This window comes from Mycobacterium montefiorense, from assembly GCF_003112775.1.
Taxonomy (GTDB): domain Bacteria; phylum Actinomycetota; class Actinomycetes; order Mycobacteriales; family Mycobacteriaceae; genus Mycobacterium; species Mycobacterium montefiorense.
This window is the reverse complement of sequence record NZ_BFCH01000018.1, coordinates 1,168,648-1,186,909: the sequence shown is the minus strand read 5'-3', so window position 1 is coordinate 1,186,909 and position 18,262 is coordinate 1,168,648. Positions and strand designations below refer to the sequence as shown.

The following is an 18,262-nucleotide window of genomic DNA, read 5'->3' as shown; positions in this document are numbered from 1 at the left end:
TAGTTTTGCGGTGTGAGCCCGATTCCCACCACGCTGCTACTGAATGGCCGGGTGCACAGCCCCACCCATCCCGACGCGACCGCCATGGCGGTGCGCGGTGAGGTCGTCGCGTGGCTCGGCAGCGATGACGTCGGACGCAAGCAGTTTTCGGACGCCGAGGTGATAGACCTCGACAGTGGTTTCGTGGCCCCGGGATTCGTGGACAGCCACATCCATGTGACGGCGACCGGGCTCACGCTGAGCGGCCTGGACTTGCGCGGGGCGACCTCGCGGGCACAGTGCGTGCAGATGGTCGCCGACTACGCCGCCGCCCACCCCGGCCAGGCCATCTGGGGGCACGGCTGGGACGAGTCGTCGTGGCCCGAGAACAGCCCGCCATCCACCGCTGACCTCGACGCGATGCTCGGCGACCGGCCGGCCTACCTGGCGCGCGTCGACGTTCACTCCGCACTGGCCTCGACCGGGCTGCGCAGGCTGGTTCCCGACCTCGCGTCGGCACGCGGTTTCGCCGCGGACCGGCCGGTGACCGGCGACGCACACCACCTGGTCCGGGCCGTCGCTCGCGGCCTGCTCACCGCCGCACAGCTGGCTGAAGCCAGATCCGCCGCGCTTGGGGCCGCCGCCGCCGCCGGCATCGTCGCGGTACACGAATGCGCCGGTCCCGAGATCGGCGGCCTCGACGATTGGCTGCAGCTGCGTGCCTTCGATCACGGCGTCGAAGTGATCGGCTACTGGGGTGAAGCAGTGACCACCGCCGAACAGGCCCGCGCCCTGATGAACGAGACAGGAGCGCGCGGGCTGGCCGGTGACCTGTTCATCGACGGGGCCCTCGGATCGCACACCGCCTGGCTGCACGAGCCCTACACCGATGCGCCGGACCGCTGCGGCACCTGTTACCTCGACGCCGACGTTGTCGAAGCGCACGTACGAGCCTGCAGCGAGGCGCAGGTGACGGCCGGGTTTCATGTCATCGGCGACGCCGCGGTCTCGGCTGCGGTGGACGCGTTCGAACGCGTGGTCGCCGATCTCGGGGTGGTCGCGGTCGCCCGCTGCGGGCACCGGCTGGAACACCTCGAGATGGTGACCGGCGATCAAGCCGCCAAGCTGGGCGCGTGGGGCATCATCGCCAGCGTGCAGCCCAACTTCGATGCACTCTGGGGTGGTCGCGACGGCATGTACGCTGACCGACTCGGCGCCCAACGAGGCAGCCGGCTCAACCCGCTGGCGCTGTTAGCATCCCAAGGCGTGCCCCTCGCGCTAGGTTCCGACGCCCCGGTGACGGGGTTTAATCCGTGGGAGAGCGTGCGCGCCGCGGTCCATCACCGCACTCCGGGCAGTGGGGTGTCGGCGCGGGCCGCGTTCGCCGGTGCGACCCGCGGCGGCTGGCGCGCCTGCGGTGTCCGAGACGAGAACATGGGCGCCCTGGTGCCCGGCGCTCCCGCCTCCTACGCCGTGTGGGACGCCGGAGACCTCGATGTCCACGCTCCCGACGACAGCGTCCAGCGGTGGTCCACCGACCCGCGTTCCCGGGTGCCCGCGTTGCCCCGGGTGGGTCCGACCGACGACTTGCCGCGGTGCCGGCGCACCGTCCACCGAGGTGCAGTGATCCATGGCTAGGCAGTGGTTTGGCCGCGACAGGCGGCCCGCCGAGGCCAGCGAAAGCCACCCGGTGCAGGAGAACCCCGAAGACGCCGAGGCGCCAGACACCGTCGACGCGGACGCGCTCGAGGACGAGGTCGAGGCCGAGCCGGTGGAAGAAGACGTCTCGGGATCGCATGCGGCCGAAGACCATACCCCGAGCGAGCCCGACGGGCCGGGCTTGGCCGCTCGGCTGGCCGCCGCGTCAGGCCACGCGATAGCCAGGCTGGGCACCGGGGCGATCGCGCGGCTCCCCGCGATCGGGGCGGCGATGCTGCCCCGGCTGTCGCGTTTGGTGGCCACGATCGCCGGCGGACTGCTGCTGTGTGCCAGCTTCCCCTCGGTGAACTGGTGGTGGGCCGCCGTCGTCGCCGCCGCGCTGCTGGCGTGGGTGCTCAAACATCCCGCCACGACACTGGCCGGTGGCTTCGGCTACGGATTCCTATTCGGACTGGCGTTCTACCTGCCACTGCTGCCGTGGATCAGCCTGCTGGTGGGCGCCGTACCGTGGCTCGCGCTGGGCACGATGTGCGCGCTGTTCCCCGGCCTATTCGGTTTCTTCGCGATCGTGTTGCGCCGACTGCCCGGCTGGCCCATCTGGTTCGCATTGGTGTGGGCGGGCCAGGAGTGGCTGAAGTCGGTCTTCCCGTTCGGCGGTTTTCCCTGGGGTGCGGTGGCTTACGGCCAGGCTGAAGGGCCTCTGCTGCCGTTGGTTCAGCTCGGCGGGGTGGCGCTGCTGTCGGTGGGCGTCATGCTGCTGGGTTTCAGCGCGACCGCCATCGCGCTGGAAATCGCCAAGTGGTGGCGCACCGGTAGCCGGGTGCGTGCCGGCGCTCCGGCCGAGGCAGCCGAGGATGCCGCACCACCGCCGCCCGCTGTAGTGCTTCCCGGTGTCTGCATCTGTCTGGTGCTGTTCGCCGCGGTCATTGCCTGGCCGCAGGTGCGGCATTCCGGTGCCGGTTCCGGTGGCGACCCGACGGTGACTGTTGCGGCCGTACAAGGCAATGTGCCCCGGCTCGGTCTCGGCTTCAACGAGCAACGTCGAGCGGTACTGGACAACCACGTCGCCGAGACGCTGCGGTTGGCCGAGAACGTGCGGGCCGGGGCGGCCCCGCAACCTCAGTTCGTCATCTGGCCGGAGGACTCCTCCGACATCGATCCCTTCGTCAACGCCGACGCCGCCCAACGGATCGCGGAGGCAGCGCACGCGATCAATGCGCCGATCCTGATCGGCTCGGTCCTCGCGGTGCCCGGCCGCGACAAAGAGCCCGTCGAATACACCAATACCGCCATCGTGTGGAATCCGGTCTCCGGGCCGGCCGACCGCCACGACAAGGAGATCGTGCAGCCATTCGGCGAATACCTGCCCATGCCGTGGCTTTTCAAACAGCTGTCGGGCTATGCCGGCCTGGCCGGCAATTTCATCCCCGGTAAAGGCAGCGACGTCGTGCACATCGGCGGAGTACCGGTCGGCGTCGCCACCTGCTGGGAGGTCATCTTCGACCGGGTGCCGCGAAAGGCCGTCCTCAACGGCGCCCAGCTGCTCGCGGTGCCCGCCAACAACGCCACCTTCAACAAGCGCATGAGCGAGCAACAGCTGGCGTTCGCCAAGGTGCGGGCGGTCGAGCACGACCGATACGTCGTGGTCGCCGGCACGACCGGGATCAGTGCGGTGATCGCGCCCGACGGCGATGAGCTGGTGCGCACCGACTTCTTCCAGCCCGCCTACCTGGACATCCAGGTGCGCCTCAAGACAAAGCTGACGCCGGCAACCCAATGGTCGCCGATCGTGCAGTGGGTTCTGCTTGCGGCGGCCGGAGCGGTCATCCTGGCCGGAATACGGCACAATAGGAGCTTCCCGCGTTCGTTTCGGCACAGGTCCAGGCCGTCGGCTGAATCGGCGGACGGCGGGGTGGCCGCGGAGGAACCCCGGTCCGACGAGGAAGCCCCGACGACCGCGCACGACGCTCCGCCGGACACCGCCGGTGACTACACTCCGCTTCACCAAAAGGGCGGGCCACAACCGCGTTATCTCGGGCGACACAGAGGAGATAAATGACCACCGGCGAGCAGGCGACCCGAACCCCGGGCAATCGTCCTAGCCAGCGTGTCCTGGTTATCATTCCGACCTTCAACGAGCTGGAGAACTTGCCGCTGATCCATCGGCGGCTGACGGACGCCTGCCCCGATGTGCACGTGCTGATCGTGGACGACGGCAGCCCGGACGGGACCGGTCAGCTCGCCGACGAGTTGGCCGTGGCCGACGGCGGGCGCACGCACGTCATGCACCGCACGGCCAAGGATGGCCTGGGCGCCGCCTACCTCGCGGGCTTCGCCTGGGGTTTGAGTCGGGAGTACTCGGTCCTCGTCGAGATGGACGCCGACGGCAGTCATGCGCCCGAGCAGCTGCGCCGTCTGCTGGATGCCGTCGACTCGGGAGCCGATCTGGTCATCGGTTCGCGCTACGTCGACGGGGGAGCGGTGCGCAACTGGCCGAAGCGACGCTGGGCGCTGTCCTGGACGGCCAACACCTACGCGCGACTGGCGCTCGATATCGACATCCATGACATCACCGCCGGCTACCGCGCCTATCGCCGCGAGGTTCTCGAGGCGATTGATCTCGACGGTGTGGACTCCAAGGGCTATTGCTTCCAGATCGATCTGACCCGTCGCACGCTGGACAACGGGTTCATCGTCGCCGAAGTGCCGATCACCTTCACCGAGCGCGAACTAGGCGTCTCCAAAATGAGCGGATCCAACATTCGCGAGGCGCTGGTCAAGGTCGCGAAATGGGGTGTCGAGAGCCGTAGGAGCGGCGCCCGGGCTTCCCGCGCTACCAACCGGACGTAGCGCCCGGAAGCCGGTCAGCCGCGCCGTTTCGTCCTGATCAGTTCGAGGCGCTCCTTGAGCAGCTCTTCGAGCTCTTCGACGGTGCGACGCTCCAGCAGCATGTCCCAGTGCGTGCGCGGCGGCTTGACCTTCTTCGGCTCGGGCAGGTCACCCTCGATCAGGGTGCCTTCCATGCCGTTGCGGCACAGCCAGGTGCCGGGAATGTCAGCGTCGTCGGCGAACGGAACTTCGAACTCCTCGCCGTTCTCGGTGCGGTACTTCGCGAGCTGACGCGGCGCCAGGTCATGGTTACGGTCGGTCTCATAGCTCACGGCTCCGAGGCGACTGCCCCTCAACACACGATCAGCCATGGCTGCTACTCCTTTTAAATCATTTGAGCTCTTAGCTCCGGTGACGCGATTCTATTCGCATAGCAAACGTTAGGACGTTCTGCGTAGTTCCCGAGTCGACACGCGGCGTACGCGACTCGACCGTCAATGATACCGGGATCGCAGAGAGGGGCGGACTAAAGTCGGCAGGCGTGAGCCGCCGTTCCCACCCACAGCCATGCCGTTGGTGCGGTCGAGACGTTACCGAAGTCGGGATGGGTCGACGCCGTCAATACTGTCGGCAGTCGTGCCGGCAACGGGCCTACGAGCAGCGGGCTTCGATCAACCGGGGTGAAACGACCGCGCTGCCGGCCGATGCTGTGGTGCTGTCGGCTGACGACGCGTCCGACCTGTCAGATCGCGTTTACCAGCTCCGATGCGCAGCGGAGGACGTCGCCACGGCGCTCGACGAAGGTGCCGAAGCAACCGAATTGCGCGAACTGTGCGAGACGCTGCTCCGTGCCGCCCAGGCAGCCGACGGCTGGCGTCGAGCGGTCGTCTGACCGCGCCAGTCGGTGCCGTGCCACACTGCCCGGCTCCGATGGAAATCCCACCGCCAGGTACCCGACCACTACCGATGGTTAGCCGGGTACAGTCGCGCCATGGACGGGGTGCTACGCGTATGGCGCGGTCAGCGGGACCGCAGCGGCACCGGGCGCGCCGCCATCCCATTGGACACGGCGTTCCGCACGTCGGACCCGATCCTCCTTTAGCAGCCGGGAGCATCGGACGTTTTGAAATCCTGTCGGAGTTAGCCATACTCACCAGCGACATTCTTGGGTCGGAGAGCAGCACGACGCGGCTCGGAAACGCGCTTCGTGCAGCGACTGCCGTGACTCGGCATCCGGTGGTTGGCATCCCGTGTTCGGGAGAGACCAAATGTTAGGCAAGGGGTACTGAGGTGGATCAACTCCAGCATGCGACCGAGGCGCTGCGAAAAGCGCTGGTCCAGGTTGAACGCCTGAAGCGCACCAACCGTGCGCTGCTGGAGCGCTCGAGCGAGCCGATCGCGATCGTGGGTATGTCCTGCCGCTTCCCGGGCGGTGTAGATACGCCCGAGAGTCTGTGGCAAATGGTGGCCGACGGCCGCGACGTGATCTCGGAGTTTCCGGCCGATCGTGGCTGGGATCTGGCGGGCCTATTCGACCCCGATCCCGACGCGCGCCACAAAACATACGCCCGCACCGGCGGCTTCGTCGACGACGTCGCCGACTTCGACCCCGCGTTCTTCGGCATCGCGCCCACCGAGGCGCTCGCGATGGACCCCCAGCACCGGATGCTGCTGGAGCTGGCGTGGGAGGCGTTGGAGCGGGGCGGGATCGACCCCAGCGGGCTGCGCGGCAGTGCCACCGGGGTGTTCGCCGGGCTCATCGTCCAGGGCTACGGCATGCTCGCCGAGGAAATCGAGGGTTATCGCCTGACCGGCATGACCTCCAGTGTCGCCTCGGGGCGGGTGTCCTACGTGCTGGGGCTGGAGGGCCCGGCCGTCTCGGTGGATACGGCCTGCTCGTCGTCGCTGGTGGCCTTGCATATGGCCGTGCAGTCGCTGCGGTCCGGCGAGTGCGACCTGGCCCTGGCTGGCGGCGCCACGGTCAACGCCACCCCAACGGTTTTTATCGAGTTCAGCCGGCACCGTGGCCTGGCACCCGACGGGCGCTGCAAGGCCTACGCGGGGGCAGCCGACGGCGTCGGCTGGTCCGAGGGCGGCGCCATGCTGGTCGTGGAGCGGCTGTCGGATGCGCGCCGGCTGGGTCACCCGGTGCTGGCGCTGGTGCGCGGCTCGGCGGTCAATCAAGACGGCGCCTCCAACGGATTGACCGCACCCAATGGCCCCTCGCAGCAGCGGGTGGTGCGCGCGGCGCTGGCCAACGCCGGGTTGTCGACGGCCGAGGTTGATGCGGTGGAGGGCCACGGCACCGGCACCACATTGGGCGATCCGATTGAGGCGCAGGCGTTGTTGGCGACGTACGGCCAGGATCGCAGTGAGCCGCTGTGGTTGGGCTCGATCAAATCGAATATGGGTCACACCCAGGCCGCCGCCGGGGTGGCCGGCGTGATCAAGATGGTGCAGGCGATGCACCACGAGACGCTGCCCGCGACGTTGCATGTGGATCAGCCCAGCCCGCACGTGGATTGGTCGGCTGGTGCGGTGTCGTTGCTGAGCGAGGCGCGGCCCTGGCCGGCGGCGGACCATGCACGCCGCGCGGGGATCTCGTCGTTCGGGATCAGCGGCACCAACGCGCACGTGATCGTCGAATCCGCCCCTGCCGAAGACCCGCGGGATCCCGGCCCGGCGCCCACGGTGGTGCCGTGGGCGCTATCGGCAAAGTCATTGGCGGCGTTAACATCTCAGGCGGCTCGCCTGGCCGCGCAGGTAGCTGGCGATCAGGGGCTTGACCTTGCCGACGTGGCGTGGTCGTTGGCCGGCCGGGCGACCTTCGAGCACCGGGCCGTTGTCGTCGGTAGTGACCGCGACCAATTGCTGGCCGGTCTCGCCGAATTGGCCGGCGATGACCCGGGTAGTTCGATCATTCGGGGAGCGGCGCGCCCAGTCGGCAAGCAGGTCTTCGTTTTCCCCGGCCAAGGCTCGCAGTGGCTGGGCATGGGCATCGAGTTACTCGATGCTGCACCGGTATTCGCCCAGCAGATCGAGGTGTGCGCAGAGGCGTTCGCCGAGTTCGTCGACTGGTCGCTGATTGCCGTGTTGCGTGGCGCACCCGCAGCGCCGGGCATGGATCGCGTCGACGTGGTGCAGCCGGTGCTCTTCGCGGTGATGGTGTCGCTGGCCGAACTGTGGAAGTCGGTCGGAGTCAATCCGGACGCGGTGATCGGGCACTCGCAGGGGGAGATCGCCGCGGCATATGTCGCCGGTGCGCTTTCGCTGCGCGATGCCGCGCGCGTGGTGACGTTGCGCAGCAAGCTGCTGCGGTCGCTGGCTCACACCGGCGGCATGCTTTCCATCGCGTGCAGCACCGAGCGTGCGCGAGAATTGCTGGCGCCCTACGGCAATCGACTCAGCATCGCCGCCGTCAATGGCCCCTTTGCGGTCGTGGTTTCGGGTGAGGTCGCAGCGCTGGAAGAAGTCGTCGGCTTCTGCGCCGACCTGGATCTGCGGACCCGCCGGATCGACGTGGACTATGCGTCGCATTCGGTTGAGGTCGAGGCGATTCGTGATGAGCTGACTCAGGTGCTTGCCGGCATCGAGCCGCGTTCCACGCGGATCGCCTTCTTTTCCACTGTGACCGGAAATCGTTTGGACACAGCCAGTTTGGATGCTTCATACTGGTATCGCAATATCCGGCAGACCGTGCAATTCGACCAGGCGGTACGTACCGCATGCGAGCACGGATACCGGACATTCATCGAATCCAGTCCGCATCCCGCGTTGATCGCCGGGATCGAGGACACCTACAACGACACCGGTGCCGCCGACACCGAGGCGATCGTCGTTCCCACCCTGGGCCGTGACGACGGCGGACTCGAGCGGTTCCTGATGTCGGCCGCCGCCGCTTTCACGGCGGGCGTGCATGTGAATTGGCGCGGGGTACTGGGCGGCGCCGGCTTCGTCGAGCTACCGACGTATGCCTTTGATCGGCGCAGGTTCTGGTTGGCCGGCGAGGGCGTCGGAGCCGACGCCGCGGGGTTGGGCCTGGGAACCAGTGAGCACGCGTTGCTCAGCGCGGTGGTCGACTTGCCCGCCTCGGGCGGGGTGGTGCTGACGGGCCGTTTGTCGCCGAGCTTGCAGGGCTGGCTGGCCGATCACGCCGTGTCTGGCACGCCGGTGTTCCCCGGCGCGGGATTTGTCGAGCTGGCCATCCGTGCCGGGGACGAAGTCGGTTGCTCGACAGTCGACGAGCTGACGCTGCAGGCGCCGCTGATGTTGCCGGTGACCGATGCTGGATTCGGCTCGGTGGCAGTGCAAGTCGTGGTGGACGCCAGCGACGAATCGGGCCGGCGCAGTGTCACGATCTTTTCGCGCGTCGACGCCGACTCCGCGTGGATGTGCCACGCCGAGGGGGAGTTGAGTTCCGCGCCGCTCGAGCCGAAGGCCGATCTGTCGGTGTGGCCACCGGCCGGTGCGGTCGCGGTGGATGCGGCCGACGGCTACGAGAAACTGGCGGCCCGCGGGTATGGCTACGGTCCCGCGTTCAGAGGATTGACCGCCACCTGGGTCCGCGGTGATGAGGTGTTCGCCGAGGTGCGGTTGCCGGATGCCGCCGGGGGTGTCAACGGATTCGGGGTGCACCCGGCATTGCTCGATGCGGCAATGCATTCGATGGTCATTGCGCACCAGGATGCCGACGAAACCGACGTCGTGTTGCCGTTCGCGTGGCAGGGCGTCTCGTTGCATGCCGCGGGCGCGTCGGCGGTACGCGCGCGCATCGCGCCGGCTGGTCCTTCCGCAGTGTCGATCGAGCTTGCCGACGGGCTGGGGCTGCCGGTGCTGTCGGTGGGCACGATGGCCGTCCGCCCGGTCAACGAGCAGCAACTGCGCGCGGCCATCTCGAGCTCGGGCCCGGACCGGTTGTTCGAGGTGGTGTGGTCGCCGGCGTCGTCAGCCGCCGGTGCAAAGCAGGCTTCACCCCACCAGCTGCTGGAATCCGTTGCTACCGAGGATGATCCGGTGGCTGCCAGCTATCTTCGCACGCACCAGGTGTTGGCGGCCGTGCAGTCGTGGTTGACCGAGCAGGAGTCGGGCGTTCTGGTCGTGGCCACCCGCGGAGCCATCGGGCTGCCGGGCGAGGATGTCACCGATTTAGCGGGCGCCGCGGTGTGGGGTCTGGTGCGATCGGCGCAGACCGAGCATCCCGGCCGGATCGTGCTGGTGGATTCCGATGCGCCGCTGGACGACGCGACCACTGCCGCTGTCGTGGCGGCCGCCGAGCCGCAGGTATTGCTGCGCGGCGCGACGATCTACATCCCGCGGGTGAACGGCAGCCGCGCGGTCGACGGAATTCTGGCGCCTCCCGCCGAGGGGCCCTGGCGGCTGGGTATCAGCAGCGCGGGCACGTTCGAAAACCTGCGCCTCGAGCCGGTTCCCAACGCGGGTGCTCCGCTGGAGCCGGGTCAGGTTCGGGTGGCCCTACGCGCCATCGCCACCAACTTCCGCGACGTGATGATCACGCTGGGCATGTTCACCCACGACGCACTGCTCGGCGGCGAAGGCGCGGGCGTAGTCGTTGAAGTCGGGCCTGGCGTCACCGAATTCGCGGTCGGCGATTCGGTCTACGGATTCTTCCCCGACGGCAGCGGCACATTGGTACCCGGTGATATCCGCCTGCTGCAGCCGAAGCCCGCCGACTGGTCTTGCGCCGAAGCAGCCGCCATCTCAGCGGTTTTCACCACCGCATACATGGCGTTCATCCATCTGGCCGATGTCAAGCCGGGTCAGCGGGTGTTGGTGCACGCCGCCGCCGGCGGGGTGGGCATGGCCGCCGTGCAGCTGGCCCGGCACCTAGGGCTCGAAGTGTTCGGTACCGCCAGCCGCGGCAAGTGGGACACCTTGCGGGCCATGGGCTTTGACGAAGACCACATCGGGGACTCGCGCAGCCTCGAGTTCGAGGAGAAGTTCCGCGCGGTCACTGGTGGGCGCGGCATGGATGTCGTGCTGGACTCGCTGGCCGGTGAATTCGTCGACGCGTCGCTTCGCCTGGTCGCGCCCGGCGGCGTGTTCCTGGAGATGGGTAAGACCGACATCCGTGACCCCGGCGTGGTCGCCCGGGAGTATCCGGGCGTCCGCTACCGCGCCTTCGACCTCTTCGAGCCGGGCCGTCCCCGGATGCACGAGTGGATGCTCGAGCTCGCCGAACTGTTCGACACTGGTGTGCTGCGGCCCTTGCCGGTGACGACTTTCGATGTGCGACGGGCCCGTACGGCCCTGCGGTACCTGAGTCAGGCCCGCCACATCGGCAAGGTCGTGCTGACGTTGCCGGACGCGTGGGCGGCCGGCACGGTGTTGATCACTGGCGGTACCGGCATGGCGGGTTCGACGCTGGCCCGCCACCTGGTGACGCACCACGGTGTGCAGAACCTGCTGCTGCTGAGCCGTCGTGGTCCGGATGCTGCCGGATCTGCCGAGTTGGTCGCCGAATTGGAAGCGGCCGGAGCCCGGACGACGGTGATCGCATGCGACGCGGCCGACCGCGGGGCCTTGGCCGCGACGGTTGCCGATATTCCGGCGCAGCACCCGCTGTCGGGAGTCATCCACGCCGCCGGTGTGCTCGACGATGCGGTGGTCACCTCGCTGACACCTGAACGGGTGGACGCGGTGTTGCGGGCGAAGGTGGACGCGGCGTGGAACCTGCACGAGCTCACCCGCGACTTGGATGTGTCGGCGTTTGTGATGTTTTCGTCGATGGCCGGCCTGGTGGGTTCATCGGGCCAGGCCAATTACGCCGCGGGCAACACGTTCCTCGACGGGTTGGCCGCGCACCGGCGGGCACACGGGTTGCCGGCGATCTCGCTGGGGTGGGGGCTGTGGGATCAGGCCAGCGCCATGACCGGCGGATTGGACGCTGCAGGCCTCGCCCGGTTGAGCCGCGACGGAATCCTGGCGTTGTCGTCGGCCGAAGCGATGGAATTGTTCGACACCGCACTGATTGTCGACCAGCCTTTCATCGCGCCCGCCCGCATCGACCTCGCCGCGCTGCGTGCGCATGCGGCCGTGGTGCCGCCGATGTTCGCCGATCTGCTCAACGCACCGGCACGGCGCCAAGTCGATGACTCACTGGCCGCCGCGAAATTGAAATCGGCTCTGGCGCACCGACTGCACGGGCTCTCCGAACCCGAACAGCACGCCCTGGTGCTGGACCTGGTCCGCTCGCACATTGCGACCGTGTTGGGCAACAGCACCGCCGAGGCGATCGATCCCGACAAGGCGTTCCAGGACCTCGGCTTTGACTCGCTGACCGCGGTCGAAATGCGTAACCGACTGAAAATCGCGACGGGACTGGCGCTTTCGCCCACTCTCATTTTCGACTACCCAACGCCGAGTGGGCTGGCCAGCTACATCTGCAACGAGCTCGCCGGCGTCCCGCAAGAAATCGCCCAAACCGCGGTGGTGAGAGTTACCGGCGACGACCCGATCGTGATCGTCGGCATGTCGTGCCGCTACCCGGGTGGGGTGACGTCTCCCGACGACCTATGGGAGATGCTGACGGAGGGTCGTGACGTCCTCACCGAATTCCCGAGCAATCGCGGCTGGGACCTGTCCGGCGTGTACAACCCGGACCCCGATGTTCCGGGCACCTGCTACACGCGTACCGGTGGCTTCGTCGACGGCGTCGCGGACTTCGATCCCGCCTTCTTCGGTATTGCGCCGAGCGAGGCGCTGGCGATGGATCCGCAGCAGCGGATGTTCCTCGAACTGTCCTGGGAAGCCTTGGAGCGGGCTGGAATTGAACCTGGCACCTTGCGTGGCAGCGCTACCGGCATGTTCGCCGGCATATACACACAGGGCTACGGCATCGGCGCCGCACCGACTGCGGAGGGTTTCCGGCTGACCGGCCAGTCCTCGAGTGTGGCATCAGGTCGGGTGTCGTACGTGCTGGGGCTGGAAGGCCCCGCCGTATCGGTGGACACCGCGTGCTCGTCGTCGTTGGTCGCGTTGCACATGGCGGCGCAATCGCTGCGTTCGGGTGAGTGCGACTTGGCCCTGGCCGGCGGCGTCACGGTGAACGCCACACCCGACATCTTCGTGGAGTTCAGCCGGATGCGCGGCCTGTCGGTTGACGGCCGGTGCAAGGCGTACGCGGGAGCCGCCGACGGCACCGGATTCTCCGAGGGTGGCGGCATGCTCGTTGTTGAGCGATTATCGGATGCACGGCGCCTGGGTCATCCGGTGCTGGCGGTGGTGCGGGGCTCGGCGATCAACCAGGACGGTGCCTCCAATGGATTGACCGCCCCCAACGGGCCGTCACAGCAGAGAGTGGTCCGCGCCGCGTTGGCCAGTGCCGGTTTATCCGCCGCCGAGGTCGACGTGGTCGAGGGCCACGGCACGGGCACCACATTGGGCGATCCCATTGAGGCCCAGGCATTGTTGGCGACTTACGGGCAGCACCGGACCGAGCCGCTGCTGTTGGGTTCGATCAAGTCGAACATGGGTCACACCCAAGCCGCCGCCGGAGTCGCCGGCGTGATCAAGATGGTGTTGGCGATGCGCCACGAGCTGTTGCCGGCGACGTTGCATGTGGATCAGCCCAGCCCGCACGTGGATTGGACGGTGGGCTCGGTGTCGTTGCTGACCGAGGCGCGGCAGTGGCCCGCCGCGGGGCGCGTGCATCGCGCGGGCGTGTCGTCGTTCGGCATCAGCGGCACTAACGCCCACGTCATCATCGAGGCCGCGCCGGTCGATCCCGACCACCTCGTCGATCGCCCCAAGGTGCCGGTATTGCCGTGGGTCGTATCGGCAAAGTCCTTGTCGGCGTTAGGCTCCCACGCGTCCAGGCTGGCCGTTCATCTCCGCGTCCACGGCAATCTCGATGTCGCCGACGTGGCATGGTCCTTGGCGGGCCGGTCGAACTTCGAGCATCGAGCGATCGTCACTGGTGCCGATCGCGACCAGTTGATTGCCGGCCTCGACGAATTGGCCACCGGTGAGGCCGCATCGGTCGTGCGCGGCAGCGCAGCACCGGGGGCCAAGACCGTCTTCGTCTTCCCCGGCCAGGGCTCCCAAATACTGGGCATGGGCCGGGGATTGCACGCCGGGTATCCGGTGTTCGCCGAGGCTTTCAACACCGTGGTGGCCGAATTGGATCGGCACCTGCTGCGGCCGTTGCGCGAAGTGATGTGGGGCCACGACGAGGACCTGTTGAATACCACCGAATTCGCGCAACCGGCGCTGTTCGCGGTGGAAGTAGCGCTGTACCGGTTGCTCGAATCCTGGGGTGTGCGGCCCGACTTCGTGCTCGGCCACTCGATCGGCGAGTTGGCGGCCGCGCACGTCGCCGATGTCTTGTCGCTGCAGAACGCCGCGGTGCTGGTGGCCGCCCGTGGCCGCTTCATGCAGGCACTGCCGGTAGGCGGGGCCATGATCGCCGTGCAGGCCACCGAAGAAGAAGTGCTCCCGCAGCTGGCTCCCTTCGAACAAACGGGGGTCGGCATCGCAGCGGTCAACGGACCGGGCTCGGTGGTGATTTCGGGCGAGGAAGACAAGGTGACCGCGATTGCCGAGCGCCTGCGTGCCGACGGTCGACGCGTGCACCAACTGGCCGTCTCGCACGCTTTCCATTCTCCGTTGATGGATCCGATGATCGACGAATTCGGAACGGTCGCCGCCGGACTCGCCGTCGGCAAACCCACCATCCCGATCGTGTCGAACGTGACCGGGCAGCTGGCCTCAGATGACTTCGCGACGGCGGCTTATTGGAAGCGGCATGTGCGCGTGGCGGTGCGATTCGCCGACAGTGTGCGCTTCGTGCACTCGGCAGGAGGCACCCGTTTCCTCGAAGTCGGGCCTAGCAGTGGCCTGACGGCGTCGATCGAGGAATCGTTTCCCGATGCGCCGGTCTTCACCATGTCCGCGTTGCGCAAGGACCGTTCGGAGCCGGAGACCCTGACCAATGCGATCGCGCAAGGATTCGTCGCCGGGATGGATGTCGACTGGCGCGGTGTTCTTGGCCAGGCGCGTTTCGTCGAGCTGCCCACCTATGCCTTTGAGCGGCGGCGGTTTTGGCTTGCCGGCGACGGTATGCCGGCCGATGCGGCCGGGCTGGGCCTGGCCGCCAGCGAACACGCGCTGCTGGGTGCGGTGGTCGAGCTGCCGGCTTCGGGCGGAGTGGTGCTCACCGGTCGGCTATCGCCCAGCGTGCAGACCTGGTTAAACGATCACGCCGTGGGCGGGGTCGTGCTGTTCCCGGGAGCTGGATTCGTCGAGTTGGCGATCCGCGCCGGGGATGAGGTCGGCTGCGGAGTTGTCGACGAACTGAATCTTGCAGCGCCCCTGGTATTGCCGGCCGGTGGGTCGGTCGCAATCCAGGTGGTGGTCGGCGGTACCGATGACTCGGGCGCCCGTGCCTTGTCGGTCTTCTCGCGTGCCGAGGCCGGTTCCGGCTGGTCGCTGCACGCCGAGGGGGTGCTGCGCGCCGGGTCGGCCGAGTCGTGCGCGGATCTGTCGGCGTGGCCGCCGATCGGTGCGGTCCCGGTCGATGTCGGCGACGGCTATGAGCGGCTGGCCGAGCGCGGGTACGGCTACGGGCCCGCGTTCCGCGGCTTGACCTCGATGTGGCGTCGTGGCGACGAGGTGTTCGCCGAAGTGACGTTGCCTGCGGATGCCGGGGTCTCGGTGGCCGGGTTCGGGGTTCACCCGGTGATGCTGGATGCCGCAATGCACGCGGTGATCCTGGCCTCAGACAGCGACGAGCTTGTCGAAGGGTCGATGTTGGTGCCGTTCTCCTGGCAGCAGGTGTCCCTGCACGCTGCGGGCGCGTCGGCGGTCCGGGCGCGGATCGTTCCGGTGAGCGAGTCGGCGGTGTCGATCGAACTCGCCGACGGCCTTGGGCTGCCGGTGCTTTCGGTGGCATCGATGGTGGCCCGACCCGTCACCGATCAGCAATTGCTGGCGGCGGTGTCGAACTCCGGGCCGGACCGGCTCTTCGAAGTCGACTGGATCGCTGCGCCGGCCTCCTCGGCGCAGCCGGTATCGGTGTGCACCTGGGGTGCACCGGAATCCCAGCCTGCCGAGGGGCAGCGATCGGCGGTGCTGTTCGAGTCGGCGGCGATTGCCGATGACGTCCTGGCCGGCGTGTACGGAGCCACCCGCGCGGTGCTGCCGGTGCTGCAGACGTGGTTGGCCCGCGAGGGTGCGGGAACGCTGGTGGTGGCGACCCGGGGTGCGACGACGTTGCCGGGGGAGAAGATCACCGATCTTGCGGGCGCCGCGGTGTGGGGCTTGGTGCGTTCGGCGCAGACCGAGCATCCAGGCCGGATCGTGTTGGCCGACACCGACGGATCGTTCGACGACGAGGCGGTGGCCGCGGTCCTGGCGACCGGTGAGCCGCAAGTCGTGGTGCGTGGTGCAAAGGTCTACATCGCGCGAGTGCATGGCAGCCGCGCGCTGGGCGGTCTCCTGGTGCCGCCGGGCGATGGCCCGTGGCGGTTGGGCATGAGCAGTCGCGGCACATTCGAGAACCTGCGACTCGAGCGAATCCCGGATGCCGACGCTCGGCTGGAGCCGGGGCAGGTTCGGGTCGCGCTGTCGGCCATCGCGGCCAACTTCCGCGACGTGATGATCGCGCTCGGTCTCTACCCCGATCCCGATGCGGTGATGGGTATCGAGGCGTCCGGCGTCGTGATCGAAACAGCTTCGCAGGATGGCCGTTTCGCGATCGGTGACCGCGTGATGGGCTTGTTCCCCGACGGAACCGGAACGATCGCGACCACCGACCAGCGGCTGCTGGCCAAGATGCCGGCCGGCTGGTCGCACACCGCCGCCGCAACCACCACAGTGGTTTTCGCCACCGCGTATTACGCACTGACGGATCTGGCCGCGGCGAAACCGGGCCAGCGGGTGCTGGTGCACGCCGCCGCCGGCGGTGTCGGGATGGCTGCCGTGCAGCTGGCCCGGCACCTGGGTCTCGAGGTCTTCGCAACGGCGAGCCGTGGCAAGTGGGACACCTTGCGGGCCATGGGCTTTGACGACGATCATATCGGGGATTCCCGAAGCCTGGAGTTTGAGGACAAGTTCCGTGCGGTCACCGCCGGGCGTGGCATGGATGTGGTGCTGGATTCCCTGGCTGGCGACTTCGTCGACGCGTCCCTGCGGCTGGTGGCTCCCGGCGGGATCTTTTTGGAGATGGGCAAGACCGACATCCGCGAGCCCGCCAAGGTCGCCGAGGAACATCACGAGGTGCGATACCGCGCCTTTGATCTGTTCGAGGCGGGCCCCGAGCGCATCCAGCAGATGCTCGACGAACTGGCCGCGCTCTTCGGCGACGACGTGCTACGGCCGTTGCCGGTGACCAGGTTTGACGTCCGACGCGCGCCGGCGGCGTTGCGGTACCTGAGTCAGGCCCGCCACGTGGGCAAGGTCGTGATGACGATGCCGGATGGCTGGTCGGCCGGCACCGTGCTGATCACTGGTGGGACCGGCATGGCCGGGTCGGCGTTGGCCCGCCACCTGGTCTCTCGCCGTGGCGCACGCAACGTGGTCTTGGTGAGCCGGCGCGGCCTGGATGCGCCGGGGGCCGCGGAGTTGATGACCGAGCTCAGCGCGATGGGTGCCCAGGTCCAGGTGGTGGCGTGTGACGTCGCCGATCGCGAGGCGTTGGCCAAGGTGATCGCTGATATCCCGGTGCAGCGGCCGCTATCCGGCGTGATTCATGCGGCCGGGATGCTCGATGACGCAGTGATTTCGTCGTTGACCCCGGAACGGGTGGATGCGGTGCTGCGGGCCAAGGTCGACGGTGCCTGGAACCTGCACGAGTTGACGCGCGAACTCGATGTGTCCGCCTTCGTGCTGTTTTCGTCGATGGCCGGATTGGCAGGCGCGTCGGGTCAAGCCAACTACGCGGCTGCCAACTCCTTCCTGGACGGATTGGCCGTGCACCGGCGCGGGGACGGCTTGCCGGCGATGTCCCTGGGCTGGGGTCTGTGGGACCAGGCCAGTGCCATGACCGGTGCGCTGGGTGCCGCCGATCGTGCCCGATTCGGCCGCGACGGCATCGTCGCGATGTCGTCGGATCAGGCACTGGAATTGATGGACACCGCGCTGATCGTCGACGAGCCGTTCTTGATGCCCGCCCACATCGACCTTGCGGCGCTGCGGGTCAAGTTCGACGGCGGAACGTTGCCGCCGATGTTCGTTGACCTGATCAACGCGCCGACCCGGCGCCAGGTTGACGACTCGCTGGCCGCGGCGAAGTCCAAATCAGCTCTGCTGCAACGTCTCGAAGGCTTGCCCGAGGATGAGCAATACGCGGTTCTGCTGGATCTGGTGCGCTCCAATATCGCCACGGTGCTGGGCAACTCGAGCCCCGAGTCGATCGATCCGGAAAGAGCGTTCCAGGAGCTCGGCTTCGATTCGCTGACCGCCGTCGAGATGCGCAACAGGCTGAAGTCCGCTACCGGTCTGGCGCTCTCGCCCACGCTGATCTTCGATTATCCGAACTGCGCCGCGCTGGCTGGTTACATGCATTCCGAGCTGGTGGGGAGTTCGGAGGAAAGCGCCCCGGCCGCCGCGCCCGGGGAAGCCGACATTCAGCGTGTGGTGGGGTCGATTCCGGTCAAGCGACTCCGGCAAGCCGGAGTGCTGGAGTTGTTGCTCGCGTTGGCAACCGAAGACAGCACCGCGGCGGCCCCAGTCGCTGGAGCGAGCACCGAAAAGGACATCGCGGACATGGACCTCGAGGACCTGCTCAATGCGGCGTTGAGCGACGACGACGAAGAATAATCATGAAAGTCGGCAGTCA

General features: G+C 67.8%; 6 protein-coding genes. 5 read left to right on the top strand and 1 reads right to left on the bottom strand.

Features of this window, described 5'->3' with window-relative positions; genetic code table 11:
- Positions 1-12 precede the first annotated feature (12 nt).
- From DB708_RS18020 to DB708_RS28325, 3 genes are read left to right on the top strand one after another with little or no spacing between them, the layout of a single operon-like run.
- On the top strand, positions 13-1,617 hold the full coding sequence (locus tag DB708_RS18020) for an amidohydrolase (protein WP_108924053.1): 1,605 nt from the start codon (positions 13-15) through the stop codon (positions 1,615-1,617).
- The gene (gene lnt, locus DB708_RS18015; protein ID WP_108924051.1) at positions 1,610-3,697 is read left to right on the top strand and encodes an apolipoprotein N-acyltransferase; all 2,088 of its coding nucleotides are present in this window, start codon (positions 1,610-1,612) and stop codon (positions 3,695-3,697) included. Before DB708_RS18020 ends, lnt begins: the two co-directional genes overlap by 8 nt.
- Complete coding sequence (locus DB708_RS28325) at positions 3,694-4,488, top strand: polyprenol monophosphomannose synthase (RefSeq protein WP_108924049.1); 795 nt, start codon at positions 3,694-3,696, stop codon at positions 4,486-4,488. The genes lnt and DB708_RS28325 overlap by 4 nt, the downstream gene beginning before the upstream one ends.
- Before the next feature lie 14 nt (positions 4,489-4,502).
- Here DB708_RS28325 and DB708_RS18005 read toward each other — a convergent pair whose 3' ends face one another.
- Entirely contained in the window at positions 4,503-4,838 is a 336-nt protein-coding gene (locus tag DB708_RS18005) for an RNA polymerase-binding protein RbpA (protein ID WP_108924047.1), read from the bottom strand.
- A 170-nt stretch (positions 4,839-5,008) separates the two neighbouring features.
- Here DB708_RS18005 and DB708_RS27455 point away from each other — a divergent pair, with 170 nt between their 5' ends.
- Positions 5,009-5,359: a hypothetical protein gene (locus DB708_RS27455; RefSeq protein ID WP_108924045.1), complete on the top strand. Its 351-nt coding sequence runs from the start codon at positions 5,009-5,011 to the stop codon at positions 5,357-5,359.
- Between the two features lie 398 nt (positions 5,360-5,757).
- Positions 5,758-18,243: a type I polyketide synthase gene (locus DB708_RS17995; protein WP_108924043.1), complete on the top strand. Its 12,486-nt coding sequence runs from the start codon at positions 5,758-5,760 to the stop codon at positions 18,241-18,243.
- Positions 18,244-18,262: the final 19 nt, after the last annotated feature.